This is a genomic window from Pectobacterium peruviense (assembly GCF_002847345.1).
GTDB lineage: Bacteria > Pseudomonadota > Gammaproteobacteria > Enterobacterales > Enterobacteriaceae > Pectobacterium > Pectobacterium peruviense.
Genome location: NZ_LXFV01000018.1, coordinates 26806 through 39676, shown reverse-complemented (window position 1 = coordinate 39676; position 12871 = coordinate 26806). Strand labels below are relative to the sequence as shown.

Genomic DNA, 12871 nt, shown 5'->3' with positions numbered 1-12871 from the left:
AACGGTGTCTTCTAGGCACGTACACTTACCCTTAACCGTTTGGGTTTGGTTACATGAAACAGTTAAAAATTGCGGCGAATGCAGCGGTTGCCACCCGTTTAATCACAACGCGCGAGATTGTCGCGTTGAGTCAGACTGACTTCACTGATGTGGCGGCGGTCGTGGTTTCTATTGAGGAAGCCCGTAGCGGTATCCTGTCGATATTGCAAAACACCGGTTTTACCATCCCGGCGTTTGTCGAAGAGCCCGATGAGGATAAAGAGTCAGATGTTCTGCCTGCGGGCAGCGAATGGCTGGTTCTCGATGATGAAGGTGAGCACGCGAGCGTGCTGGAGCGTGCGGCGAAAGGCTATCAGGATGCGCTGCTGCCGCCGTTTTTCGATACGCTGACCAAGTACGTCAAAATGAAAAATACGACGTTTGCCTGTCCTGGGCATCAGGGCGGTCAGTTCTTCCGTAAGCATCCGGCAGGGCGTCAGTTTTTTGAGTTTTACGGTGAAAACGTTTTTCGTTCTGACATCTGTAATGCCGACGTCAAATTGGGCGATTTGCTGATCCATGAAGGAGCGGCGAAGAAGGCACAGAAGCACGCCGCGCGCGTGTTTAACGCCGACAAGACCTATTTCGTGTTGAACGGCACCTCCTCGGCGAACAAAGTGGTGACGAACGCGCTGTTGGCGCGTGGCGATCTGGTGTTGTTTGATCGTAACAACCATAAGTCCAACCATCACGGTGCGCTGATTCAGGCGGGCGCTACGCCAGTCTATCTGGAGACCGTGCGTAACCCGTTTGGCTTTATCGGTGGCGTGGATGCGCACTGTTTTGATGAAGCCTATCTGCGCAAGCTGATTGCAGAAGTTGCACCGGAACGCGCCAACGAGCCACGCCCGTTCCGTCTGGCTGTCATCCAGCTTGGTACCTATGACGGCACAATTTATAACGCACGTCAGGTCGTCGATAGCATCGGGCATCTGTGTGACTACATTCTGTTTGATTCTGCATGGGTCGGCTACGAGCAGTTTATCCCGATGATGGAGCAGTGCTCGCCGCTGTTGTTGGATCTGAATGAAAACGATCCGGGCATCTTCGTCACCCAGTCGGTGCATAAGCAGCAGGCGGGCTTCTCCCAGACTTCGCAGATCCACAAAAAAGATACGCACATCAAAGGTCAGCGCCGTTTTTGCAACCATAAGCAACTGAATAACGCCTTTATGCTGCATGCGTCGACCAGTCCGTTTTACCCGCTGTTCGCCGCGTTGGATGTGAATGCCAAAATGCACGAAGGAGCCAGTGGGCGTCGTATGTGGATGGACTGCGTGAAGCTGGGCATTGAGGCACGTAAGCAATTGCTGACGCGCTGTTCGCTCATCAAACCGTTCGTCCCTGTTACGGTAGGCGGCGCGCTTTGGCAGGATCACGATACGGATACGATCGCGCAGGATGTGCGTTTCTTCAACTTTGAACCGGGTGAGAAATGGCACGCGTTCGAAGGGTACGCGGAAGATCAGTATTTTATCGATCCGTGCAAATTACTGCTGACTACGCCAGGTATTGATGCGATTAGCGGTGATTACACCGAATTTGGTATTCCGGCGACGATCCTTGCCAACTATCTGCGTGAGCACGGCATCATCCCTGAGAAATGCGACATGAACTCGATCCTGTTCCTGCTAACGCCAGCGGAAGACGGCGCCAAAATGCAGGAACTGGTTAATGCGCTGGTGCATTTCGAAACGCTGATCGCTCGTGATGCGCCGCTGAGCGAAGTGTTGCCTAGCCTGTATCAGAAATACAAAGAGCGCTACCGTGGTTATCGGCTGCGTCGGCTGTGTCAGGAAATGCATGATTTTTACGCTCAGCATAATGTGAAAGATCTGCAAAAAGCGATGTTCCGCAAAACCGAGTTTCCGTCAGTGGCGATGTTGCCGCAGGATGCCAACAGGGAATTTGTGCGCGGGAATATCGAGCTGGTTCCCATTGTTGAAGCTGAAGGTCGTATTGCGGCGGAAGGCGCATTGCCATACCCGCCAGGCGTGCTGTGTGTGGTGCCGGGGGAAGCCTGGGGCGGAGCGGTACAGCGCTATTTTCTGGCGCTGGAAGATGGGATTAACCTGCTGCCCGGCTTTTCGCCGGAATTGCAGGGTGTTTACAGCGTCGCGGAAGAAGATGGCAGCAAACGGCTGTACGGTTACGTAGTAGAAAAGTAACGATATTTCTCTTCAACTCAGGAACTCAGGCTCGGAAACGAGCCTGAGTTTTCTCTGTCTTAAGGCATTGTTTCTTATCGTAAGATCGTTAACGCAGGTTGGATTCCTGCTGGTTAGCGAGTTTCACTGCTTCGCGCTGCTTTTTCAGTCCGCGCCAGCCTATCATCAACATGATTGCCAGGACCGGAATCGTTGCAATCGTCCAGGTTCCGTTCGGGTAATCGAACGCCATCAGTCCCAATACGCTCACCAGAAAAGCCAGCGTCAGCCATGATGTTACCGGTGCACCGGGCATTCTGAACGCAACTGGTTTGGCTTTCCCTTGATGAATCGCTTTACGCAACTGCATCTGGCACAAGATGATGAACGCCCAGGAGCAGATAATGCCGATCGAGGCGATATTCAGGACGATCTCAAACACCTGCGACGGCACCACATAGTTAAGCACCACGCCGATAATATGGATGCAGACCGTCACCAAAATGCCGGTATAGGGGACGGACTGGTTGCTCATTTTCGACAGGAAAGCGGGAGCCGAGCCACCCAGCGACAGCGAGCGCAAAATTCGACCCGTCGAGTACAGACCGGAGTTCAGGCTAGACAGCGCGGCGGACAGCACCACGATATTCATGATTGTCCCGATATAGGGAACGCCCAGCTTGCTGAAGAAGGTCACGAACGGGCTTTGTCCTGCCTGATACGCATTCCACGGAAGCAGGCAGACCAATAGCACGACAGAACCGACGTAGAACAGGCCGATACGCCAGATGACACTGTTGACGGCTTTCGGCAGCACCTGCTCCGGGTTTTTACATTCGCCTGCCGTTGTTCCGATGATCTCGATACCAGCAAAGGCAAATATCACTCCCTGAACCAGCACGAGTGCGGGCAGAATGCCGTGTGGGAACAGGCCACCGTTATCGGTAATCAGATGCAGGCCGGGCGTGTTGCCATCCAGCGGGCTGCCTGTGCCGAGATAGACCGTACCGACCACCAGAAAAATGGCGATAGCCGCGACCTTAATCAGCGCGAACCAGAACTCCATTTCGGCAAACCACTTCACGCCGATCAGGTTCATTAGCGTGACGATGGACAGCGCCCCTAGCGCGAACAACCATTGGGGGATATCGGCAAAGGTGCCCCAGTAGTGCATGTAGAGCGCGACGGCAGTGATGTCGACAATCCCGGTCATCGCCCAGTTGAGGAAGTACATCCAGCCTGCCACGTAGGAGGCTTTTTCACCCAGAAACTCACGCGAATACGAAACGAAGCTGCCGCTGGTGGGGCGATGAACGATCAGTTCGCCCAGTGCTCGCAGGATGAAAAAAGAGAAGATGCCGCAAACCAGATAGACCAGAGCCAGTGCCGGTCCCGCCATTTGCAAGCGTGCACCCGCGCCAAGAAACAGCCCGGTACCGATGGAGCCGCCAATCGCGATCATCTGTACATGGCGGTTGCCGAGACTTTGGTGATAACCCTTTTCGTGAAGGTTCTGCTGAGCGGTATGATGCTCGCTATGAGGGGAGGAATGTTGTGTCATTGATGTCGATGTTTTCCTGTCTGTCACGCATCCTGTGGTGATGCGTTCGTTATTATTATTTAAAACTCAAATGGTTATGTTTTTACCTGCGGTATTTTTTTATTGTGCATTTAACGCGGTCGGTCGCATGGCAGAAAACAACGGCAGCGATGCTACCTTTTCCTGCCTTCTGTGGCAAAAAATGGAGAGAAGGAAAGTGTGTCAGGGAATGATGGCGTGTGGGATGCGCGGTGCGTTAGACGGCGGAATTTCACCGCCCCGTCTATGTGATGGATATCCGGGGCGGGATGAAGAGCAAAAGATGACGAATTACACGCTGATATCCGCGCGCGTTGGCCCTTGAAAATGGATGGCGTTGATGTGACAGCTGCGCGGCTGGATGAGGACAAAACGCATCGCTTCCCATATGGAGCGAGCGTTCAGCAAGTGCTCACCCATTTTTTCTCCGCTAGCGGGATACTCATCAAAGCCGGTAACCTCAAAATCTGGCGGATAAAACCCTGTCACGCGAATATTCTCCTGTGCGACATGATGTGCCAGATTCTGGCTAAAACCGCTCATGCCGTGCTTGGCGGCGAAGAAGGCGGGGTGGGCGATAGAGTCGTTGAACTGCGGGATGCCGCAGACGGAAACCATCGCCAGAATATCGGCACTCTGTGAACGGCGTAAGCTCGGCAATAGCGCTTTGGTGAGCAGGATAGAGCCGGTCAGGCCGGAGTTGATGGTGCTGACGATATCCGTATCGGCATCTTCTTCTCCCAATGCGCCTTCCAGCCATTGCGCAGCGCTTAGCACGAGAATATCGACGGGCGTGCTGTCGTCCAGCAGCTGCGCAGAAAAATCCCTGACTGAGTCAGGATGGGCAATATCGCACTGATAAGCGCGAGCCGTGCCGCCCTCCCGATGAATGATGTCCACGCTGGCCTGTGCATCGGCCAGTTTGCGGGCGCAAAGATCGACCTTCACCCCTTCGCGAGCTAGCCAGACGGATACCGCTTGTCCAAAGTCGCGACCACCGCCAGTGACAATCGCGCGTTTACCTTTCAGCATCATGTTTTCCCTGATCACCGTATCTTCTTCCGTTCATACGCATCCGGCAATATGGCGGGATGCGGCATGACTGTGTTCGTTAGGTTTTCGGTGAGTCGGCCTGCGCGGCATCTTCTTCTGCCTGCCGTAAAATAGCTTTGGCAACCCACTGCGTGACATCCTGAATGCCGTCTTCTTCCAGGTTCCAGATATCTTTCAGCACCAGAAAAACTTCGGAACCATAAATGAGCGATAGGGCATAAATCACCCGCTGTTGCGCATCTGGCGTGATTTTTCCTTCCAGAGGTTCGGTGGCAATCTTGAGCAGGCGTTTACGATTGCCGCGTGTCAGCGTATCGGTATGAAGACGATTAGAACGGCGATCGGCCCACTGCTGGAGTGAAAGATGCAGGGCGGCACGTAGCGCACCTTCATGCTCCAGCATCCTTGGGTAAGCAAAATGCAGCAGTTCGGCAACGCGTTCGCTGGCGTCCGGCTGTGTCGGATGCCAAGCCAGAATCGGACCAAGGCTTTCGCCAACAACGGCTGAAACTAATGCGCTTTGCGTCGGAAAATAGCGGTATGCCGTCGCGCGTGAAAGCTGAGCCGCAGCGGCAATATCGGTAATGGAAGGAAATATGCCTTGATCGAACATATTCATGGCGGTATCAATCAATAAACGACGAGTTTTCGCCCGCGTTGATGTCAGTTTTTCATCCTGTTCAATCACATAGACCTCATTGAATTTTTCTGGCCGGAAGCTATCAGGCAGTACGGCGTTATAGCCTGAACTATAGCAAATTGAGTGATTCTTGTGCCACGTCAAGCTTTCTTACTGGTAGTGTGTTGCCATACATAACATTTTGAGACTTTTGTCTCATTTGGGTATTTAATGATTTGTCTTTCTGATACTCAAGTCTCAATATGGCGACAAATTAATCTTATTTGTTTTTGGCTTCTTATAATTATCATTTATATCAATCTGTTAATTGTTTCGCTAACGGTGGGAGGGATACCAAGTGGGAAGTGAAGTTGGCAGCGTTTATATTGCGAGTACAGCGGATACTAAAGGGAAAGAGCAGATTTATGTCCGCGATCTTATTGCCGCAACGGGCTTGAAAACGGTCACTGTCGATCTTTCAACACATTCGCGGATGTCGGATACAACAGATATCAGCGCAGAAACGGTGGCATCTTACCACCCGCAGGGTGCATCGGCGGTATTTTGCCATGACAGAGGACAGGCGATTAGCGCCATGGCCATTGCATTCGAGCACTTCATGCTGTCGCGCGATGATATTGCCGGAGTTCTCGGTCTTGGTGGTTCCGGTGGTACGGCGCTGATCACGCCCGCCATGCAGGCTCTACCGATTGGTATGCCCAAGCTGATGGTCTCGACGATGGCCTCCGGCGACATTTCCGGCTACATCGGTGCCAGCGATATCAGCATGATGTATTCCGTTACCGATGTGGCGGGTCTGAACCGTATTTCCCGTCAGGTTCTCGGCAACGCCGCACACCAAATCGCCGGAGCCGTGAAGTTTCATATTCAGGAACACCATGAAGATAAACCCGCGATTGGCCTGACCATGTTTGGTGTCACGACGCCCTGTATTCAGGAAGCCAGCAAATTGCTGGAAGCGGAGTTTGACTGTCTGGTCTTCCACGCGACGGGCAGCGGCGGCAAAGCGATGGAAAAGCTGGTGGACAGCCATTTGCTCACTGGCGTGCTCGATCTCACCACGACCGAAGTGTGTGATTTACTGTTTGATGGCGTGCTGGCCTGCGGGCCGGAACGGTTTGATGCGATTGCCAAAACGCAGGTGCCTTACGTGGCGTCCTGCGGTGCGTTGGACATGGTTAACTTTGGTGCTCCTGCTAGCGTGTCGGAGAAATACGCGCATCGTCTGTTCTATAACCACAACGCACAGGTCACTCTGATGCGTACCACGATAGACGAGAACATTGCGATGGCGCGCTGGATTGGAGAGAAACTTAACTGCTGTGAAGGCGAGGTTCGCTTCCTGATCCCGGAAGGCGGCTTCTCCGCGCTAGATGCGCCGGATCAGGCATTCTGGCACCCCGAAGCGCGTGACGCGTTTATCAGCACGTTGGAGAGCATTGTCCAGCAAACGGCAAGACGACAGATTATTCGTCTGCCTTTCCATATTAACGATCCTTTATTTGCCCACGCGGCTGTTGATGCGTTCCGGGCGTTAGTGAAGTAACAGGGAGAAAGCATGATGTCAGGCATAAATCGTCAGGAACTGCTGGCAAAATTCCGCGCAATGATCGCACGCCGTGAACCGATTATCGGTGGTGGTGCCGGAACGGGGCTTTCCGCAAAATGTGAAGAAGCGGGCGGCATCGACCTGATCGTGATCTACAACTCCGGGCGCTATCGCATGGCGGGGAGGGGGTCGCTGGCTGGCCTGTTGGCTTACGGCAACGCTAATGAGATCGTCGTGGATATGGCGAAAGAAGTGCTTCCTGTTGTGAAGCACACGCCAGTGTTGGCGGGAGTAAACGGTACCGATCCTTTCTGTCAGTTTGATAAGTTTCTGGATGACCTGAAAGCGCTAGGTTTCTCTGGCGTACAGAATTTCCCAACCGTCGGCCTGATTGACGGTAATTTCCGTGCCAATCTGGAAGAAACCGGTATGGGATATGCGCTGGAAGTAGACATGATTCGTCTGGCGCACGAAAAAGACATGCTGACCACGCCTTATGTGTTCAACGCAGAAGATGCGGTCGCGATGACGAAAGCGGGCGCGGATATTATTGTGCCGCACATGGGGTTAACGACTGGCGGTAACATTGGGGCAGAAACCGCGCTTAATCTGGCGGATTGTGTTCCATTGATTAACCACTGGGCGGATGCGGCGAAGGCCGTGCGTAAGGATGTGATTGTACTGTGTCACGGCGGACCGATTTCAACGCCGCAGGATGCACAGTTCATTATGGATCACTGCCCGCAGTGCGATGGTTTTTACGGTGCCAGCTCCATGGAGCGGTTGCCGACAGAAACAGCGTTAACAGCGACTACACAGCAATTCAAAAAAATTAAGCGTTAACAGACTTTTTTGGCTCTATATCCGCCGATGTCCTAACTCAGGAAGAAAAACGGGTAAATTTTGTGCCAATATCAGGGAATACGGCCAGCTTATGCTGGCCGTAGTTTTTTGTGCATTAAGAAGAGGTACTAAATAGCGTTTTAGGTCGCATAGGAAAGAAAGTCATTGTTATAAATACTGTTTTTCACAGTGCAGAAACTTCGGAGAAATAGGTATGACATGGCGTATCACAATAGGATTGCTCACGAACTTACTACTCAGCTTTGCTGTTATGGCAGATGCCGGTATTGGGTTTCAACAAATAACGTTGGCCGATGAGGCCAATCATCGGCCGTTGGACGTCGCCGTCTTTTATCCGACGTCGTCGTCACAACAGACGGCGATAATCGGTGAAAATGTTGTTTTTCCCGGTATCGCAGTGAGCAAAAACGCTGCGCCTGAATCCGGTGCACATCCTTTGATTGTGGTTTCACACGGTTATGGAGGGAACTGGCTTAATCAACTGTGGCTGGCGCAGGCGTTGGTTAAACAAGGCTATATTGTCGCCGCCCCCAATCATCCAGGAACCACCACTAAAGATATGCGGGCGGAGAACGCCCAGGAATTGTGGCAACGGCCTAATGACATCAGCCGCGTCATTACGGCATTACTTGCTACGCCAGAAAAGACGGGGCGAGTTGATGAGAGGCGGATTGCGGCTGTGGGCCACTCGTTAGGAGGATGGACGGTGCTTGAGCTTGCGGGTGGACGTTTCAGCACGGATCAATTTGAGCGGGACTGTCTAACGCATGTCGGGCTGGCGTCCTGCAAGGCCTATGAAAAGATGCAGATCGCAAAAAGTGCCTCATCGCGTGCGCAGCTTGATAAGTCATTAGCGGATCCGCGCATCAGCGCAGTGGTATCGCTGGATATGGGACTGGCGCGAGGGTTTACCGCAGAGAGTCTGGCAGCAATAAACATTCCGGTATTGATCTTCGCGGCAGGGTATCCGAGTGAGGAACTGCCTGCCGACTTGGAATCTCACGATTTGGCGCGGAAGCTGTCACCTGCGCATTCAGCCTATAAGGAAATTGCTGACGCAACGCACTTTAGCTTTATGCAGCTTTGTAAACCGGGTGCCGTTGAGATCATCAATGCTGAGAACCCAGGGGATGGCATGATTTGTCTCGACGGTGGTGAACGTTCGCGTGAGCAGATTCATCAGGAAGTGGCAAAGGATATCAGCGATTTTCTTCAGGCGGCGTGGCGGAAGCCGTAGCCTGCTTCCGAAGTGGGTACTGACTACGCCAGACGCTGGGGCTCATGCCCGTTAGCCGCAAAAACTCGCGGTTGAAGTTTGATTTAGTCTGAAACCCGCTCTCCAGCATGATATCCGTGATGCGTGCATCTGTTTGGCTGAGGAGGCGCTTAGCCTCCTCGATTCGATATTCGTTGATCACCTGCGAGAAATTACGGCCGTGAACGCGGTTGATGGTTTCGGACAGGCGTCTGAGTGGGATTCCCATGCGTCTGCTCAGGCGCTGAAGCGTCATGCTCGGATCGGTATACAACGCATGAGTACGAATGAAATCATCTAACGTTTTTGCTAGTTGGTGTTCATCATCGGTTGCGGGTGGCGCTTCCGGCTTTTGGTCATGTGTAACGATAAGCTCAGTCTGCGAGCGTGCAGAATGCGTGACGATAAGCATGGCCAGGATCGCCAACATGACAATGTGGAATACGGTAATGATGGTTGCCGCGTGGCTACCGTTGTTGAAGGCGATATCCAGTGCAATCACTAGATCGATAGCGCCGGAGATAAGGACATACGATCCTGCGATAAACGGTGCGCTCTTCCACATGGAGGAGGACGTTCGAGGATGGCGAGCGGTGTATACCAGCGAGACGCCATAACCGAAGTAAACACTCACCAGCGTGATATCGATGAGCGGAATAGTCGTTCTACTTTGGATTACGCCTGCACCAAGGGTGAATAAAGGCGGTAACAGATGAAGGAAGGTCGCTTGCTGTCTGCGGGGTAAGGCATCTGGCGCGTTCTTGCTGTAGGGGAAAAGGCAAAGCCATAGCAGCGACGGAATTGACGCGGCAATCGCGGGCTGGATGAACGCAGGGAAAGCCATATTGCTGCCCCAGCGCAACGCCACCAATGTCAGGGCAATACAGCTCACCCCGATGAATATCGCCTCTACTTTGCTATTACGTCTTTTTGTTTTGTTGTTATGAATATCTATGTTGTTTTGAATATGCAGAAACTGGATGCGAAAAAACAAAATAACCAGCAAAAGTGCGGTAATAAACGGTAAGGGAATCGTAGTCATATTGTTCGTCTGGTGAAGCCGCGCTGCCGGAGTCAAATCGGTAGCGCGGCGTTCTGTGGCTGACGCGGATTAGCGGCGATAATTTTTCTGCGCCGTGTTCACTTTGTTCAGGTAGCGACGTGATTCGCCAGAAGGGTGTTTCGTCGTCAGCGTTTGGTAGACATCGCCCGGTGACATGTTATTGATAATGCCTACGGCGCGATCCCGATCGCTGGAGAAGACGCGCAACACGCTGCCTGCGCCACCGTTATACGCGGTGATGACGGCGTAGCGTTTCGACGTTGGGTTCTCAATACCTGCCAGATAGCTGTTCTTCAGAATCGACAGATAGGCCGTCCCAGCATCGATATTTTGTTCTGGGTCGAACAGATAGCTGCGGCTCGGCTGCCCCCATTTCCCTTTCATTTTGAAGACATCACGTCCTGCGCTGTGCTGCACGACCTGCATCAGACCTAGCGCATCGGAACGGCTGACGGCGTAAGGGTTGAAGCTGGATTCTGTCTGCATAATCGCCAGAATCAGCGACTCTTCAATGCCATAACGCTCAGAGGCTTTACGCACTAGCGGCAGGTATTTGTGCGCACGTTTGTCCAGATGGTTAGGGACGAGCTGGATCGTGACCGACCAGATAACATGCAGGCCGGAGGTGCGTTTTTGCAGACGATTTTGGAGCAGGTAATCCGCGAAGCTGGCGGCACGGCCTTCCCAGCGGATCGCTTGTCCCGTGTTATCCAACACCTGTCCATACAGCAGCGGTTCGCGGCTGATTTGAATATCGTTAGCGTCGGAATACAGGTCGGTGTTACTGGCGTCATCACCCATCAATAGGGTCGTGATAATCGCCTGACGCAGGCTGGCGACGGAGTTGGTCGCCGAAAGGGTTTCGATAGTGATCGAACCGGCATCAAAGTTGATGTGGCTACGCGTCTGATATTGATCGGTATATTTGACGTAGTCTTTCGGACCGGCGATCAGAACTTCATTCATCCCCCAGATATTTTCGATGTTGTTGGCAAATTGCCCCATCAAAATATCGAAGGCGTTGGTATCCTTGAGAAACTCTTCGTTGTCGGTATTTCCTTTGTTTCCCGAACAGGAAACCAACAATGGTGCAATCACCAGCAGAGCTAACATTTTCTTCATATAACAAGCCGTGTCGGAATAGGGACGTAAGCGGGCCCGAAAGCCCGCAATCTCAATGGCTCGGAGGCGTATAGCCTTCGATGTGAACGTCCTTCCCTTCAAACAGGAACTTGATCATTTCCTGTTCCAGCAGCTTACGGTCGTCAACATTCATCATGCTGAGTTTTTTCTCGTTGATCAGCATTGTTTGCTTGGTTTGCCACTGCGCCCAGGCTTCTTTAGAAATTTCGTTATAGATGCGCTTGCCCAGATCGCCGGGGTAGAGCTGGAAGTCCTGCCCTTCAGCGTCGCGTTGTAAAACGGTACAAAAAATCGTTCTGCTCATGCTTCTTCCTCATCAATTGCGCAGGCATTCAAAAGTGTTGACTGTGGGTGAGCCAGTTCCCTCAGCAAGCGTTCTACCGGGGTGGCCAGTCCGACAGACGGCGGCTGCGCTAAGTTATACCAGAGACCTGCACCGTCATCCATGCAGGACCTGTTTTGTGAGCTATCGGTCTGCGATACGTTCAACCAGAGTGGAACGATATCCAGATGAAAATGGCTAAATGTGTGGCGGAACGCGACAAGCTGTTGCAATCCATCAGGATTCAGACCACGTTGTTGCATCCAGAGTTCCAATTCCTGACGTTCGCTAAACTGTGGGAAGCAAAATAATCCGCCCCATAGGCCCACTGCAGGGCGCTGTTGCAGCCAAACCTGAGAGCCTTGTTGCATCAGCAGGAACCAGCCGGTTTTTTCCGGTAGCGTCTGTTTCGGTTTCTTACCGGGGTATTGTGCCCAGCTGTGGTTAGCGTAAGCGACGCATCCCGTGCTCAGCGGGCACAGCTCGCACTTGGGGCGGCTGCGGGTGCAAACCATCGCGCCGAGATCCATCATCGCCTGATTAAACTGGCTGACACCTTCGGCGGGTGTGACATCCTCACTCCGTGCCCACAGCTTCTTTTCAACCTCTTTCTTGCCCGGCCAGCCGTCAACGGCGTAGCAGCGTGCCAGCACGCGCTTCACGTTGCCATCGAGAATGGGGTAATGCTGACCGAGAGAGAGTGATAACACAGCTCCAGCGGTGGAACGACCAACGCCCGGTAATGCAGCCACTTCATCAAAGGTGGCTGGGAATTTGCCGCCGTGGCGTGAAACGATGGTCTGTGCCGCTTTGTGTAGATTACGCGCACGGGCGTAATAGCCCAGCCCGGTCCATAAGTGGAGCACTTCATCCAGCGGCGCTGCCGCTAGTGCGTTAACGTTGGGAAAGCGTTCCATAAAGCGTTGGAAATAGGGGATAACCGTGGTGACCTGCGTTTGTTGCAACATCACTTCGGATAGCCATACTTTATAGGGAGTTTTCTCAAGCTGCCACGGCAGGGTTTTGCGGCCATAGCGTTGATACCAGTCCAGCACCTGATGGGCGAACTGTTGCGCTTGCATCATAAAATGGAGTCACTATCCGACAAATAAAAAGTTTGATAGCGATTCCAGCACAGAGTGAATGTGCTGTAAACCGGAACTTTCCGAGGCTGTGGGCTTGCTAAACCACGGTATCCTTGCATAATGCGCGTTTCC

At 52.8% G+C, this 12871-nt stretch carries 11 protein-coding genes; 4 read left to right on the top strand and 7 right to left on the bottom strand.

What is annotated here, in order from left to right; translation table 11 throughout:
• Positions 1 to 53: 53 nt before the first annotated feature.
• Complete coding sequence (locus A0G03_RS14365) at positions 54 to 2207, top strand: ornithine decarboxylase (RefSeq protein WP_048258976.1); 2154 nt, start codon at positions 54 to 56, stop codon at positions 2205 to 2207.
• Positions 2208 to 2295: 88 nt separating this feature from the next.
• On the opposite strand, the gene ansP is transcribed toward A0G03_RS14365, so the two are convergent.
• The 3 genes from ansP to A0G03_RS14350 all read right to left on the bottom strand — a co-directional run bounded on the left by ansP (position 2296) and on the right by A0G03_RS14350 (position 5506).
• A complete protein-coding gene (gene ansP, locus A0G03_RS14360; protein WP_048258977.1) occupies positions 2296 to 3747 on the bottom strand; it encodes an L-asparagine permease in 1452 nt (483 codons plus the stop codon).
• A gap of 309 nt (positions 3748 to 4056) precedes the next feature.
• On the bottom strand, positions 4057 to 4797 hold the full coding sequence (locus A0G03_RS14355; protein ID WP_048258978.1) for an SDR family oxidoreductase: 741 nt from the start codon (positions 4795 to 4797) through the stop codon (positions 4057 to 4059).
• A 79-nt stretch (positions 4798 to 4876) separates the two neighbouring features.
• Positions 4877 to 5506: a TetR/AcrR family transcriptional regulator gene (locus tag A0G03_RS14350; protein ID WP_048258979.1), complete on the bottom strand. Its 630-nt coding sequence runs from the start codon at positions 5504 to 5506 to the stop codon at positions 4877 to 4879.
• A 289-nt stretch (positions 5507 to 5795) separates the two neighbouring features.
• Between A0G03_RS14350 and A0G03_RS14345 the strand changes: the two genes are divergently transcribed.
• From A0G03_RS14345 to A0G03_RS14335, 3 genes are all read left to right on the top strand, one after another.
• Complete coding sequence (locus tag A0G03_RS14345; RefSeq protein ID WP_048258980.1) at positions 5796 to 7004, top strand: Tm-1-like ATP-binding domain-containing protein; 1209 nt, start codon at positions 5796 to 5798, stop codon at positions 7002 to 7004.
• Between the two features lie 12 nt (positions 7005 to 7016).
• Positions 7017 to 7850, top strand: coding sequence for a phosphoenolpyruvate hydrolase family protein (locus A0G03_RS14340; RefSeq protein WP_101749515.1), 834 nt, complete (start codon positions 7017 to 7019; stop codon positions 7848 to 7850).
• 214 nt (positions 7851 to 8064) lie between these two features.
• Positions 8065 to 9108 carry an alpha/beta hydrolase family protein gene (locus A0G03_RS14335; protein WP_048258981.1) on the top strand — a complete coding sequence of 348 codons (1044 nt, stop codon included), beginning with the start codon at positions 8065 to 8067 and terminating at the stop codon, positions 9106 to 9108.
• Here the strand turns inward: A0G03_RS14335 and A0G03_RS14330 are convergent.
• The 4 genes from A0G03_RS14330 to mutY all read right to left on the bottom strand — a co-directional run bounded on the left by A0G03_RS14330 (position 9071) and on the right by mutY (position 12739).
• Positions 9071 to 10168 carry a helix-turn-helix domain-containing protein gene (locus tag A0G03_RS14330; protein WP_048258982.1) on the bottom strand — a complete coding sequence of 366 codons (1098 nt, stop codon included), beginning with the start codon at positions 10166 to 10168 and terminating at the stop codon, positions 9071 to 9073. The two genes, A0G03_RS14335 and A0G03_RS14330, sit on opposite strands and share 38 nt — an antisense overlap.
• 69 nt (positions 10169 to 10237) lie before the next feature.
• On the bottom strand, positions 10238 to 11311 hold the full coding sequence (gene mltC / locus A0G03_RS14325; protein WP_048258983.1) for a membrane-bound lytic murein transglycosylase MltC: 1074 nt from the start codon (positions 11309 to 11311) through the stop codon (positions 10238 to 10240).
• A gap of 52 nt (positions 11312 to 11363) precedes the next feature.
• Complete coding sequence (locus tag A0G03_RS14320; protein ID WP_011092575.1) at positions 11364 to 11636, bottom strand: oxidative damage protection protein; 273 nt, start codon at positions 11634 to 11636, stop codon at positions 11364 to 11366.
• A complete protein-coding gene (mutY, locus tag A0G03_RS14315; RefSeq protein WP_048258984.1) occupies positions 11633 to 12739 on the bottom strand; it encodes an A/G-specific adenine glycosylase in 1107 nt (368 codons plus the stop codon). The genes A0G03_RS14320 and mutY overlap by 4 nt, the downstream gene beginning before the upstream one ends.
• Positions 12740 to 12871 lie beyond the last annotated feature (132 nt).

Coding starts and splice junctions, on each gene's coding strand:
- A0G03_RS14330 (WP_048258982.1), bottom strand. CDS start 10,168: ATGACTACGATTCCCTTACCGTTTATTACCGCACTTTTGCTGGTTATT.
- A0G03_RS14365 (WP_048258976.1), top strand. CDS start 54: ATGAAACAGTTAAAAATTGCGGCGAATGCAGCGGTTGCCACCCGTTTA.
- A0G03_RS14355 (WP_048258978.1), bottom strand. CDS start 4,797: ATGCTGAAAGGTAAACGCGCGATTGTCACTGGCGGTGGTCGCGACTTT.
- A0G03_RS14335 (WP_048258981.1), top strand. CDS start 8,065: ATGACATGGCGTATCACAATAGGATTGCTCACGAACTTACTACTCAGC.
- A0G03_RS14320 (WP_011092575.1), bottom strand. CDS start 11,636: ATGAGCAGAACGATTTTTTGTACCGTTTTACAACGCGACGCTGAAGGG.
- mltC (WP_048258983.1), bottom strand. CDS start 11,311: ATGAAGAAAATGTTAGCTCTGCTGGTGATTGCACCATTGTTGGTTTCC.
- mutY (WP_048258984.1), bottom strand. CDS start 12,739: ATGATGCAAGCGCAACAGTTCGCCCATCAGGTGCTGGACTGGTATCAA.
- A0G03_RS14340 (WP_101749515.1), top strand. CDS start 7,017: ATGATGTCAGGCATAAATCGTCAGGAACTGCTGGCAAAATTCCGCGCA.
- ansP (WP_048258977.1), bottom strand. CDS start 3,747: ATGACACAACATTCCTCCCCTCATAGCGAGCATCATACCGCTCAGCAG.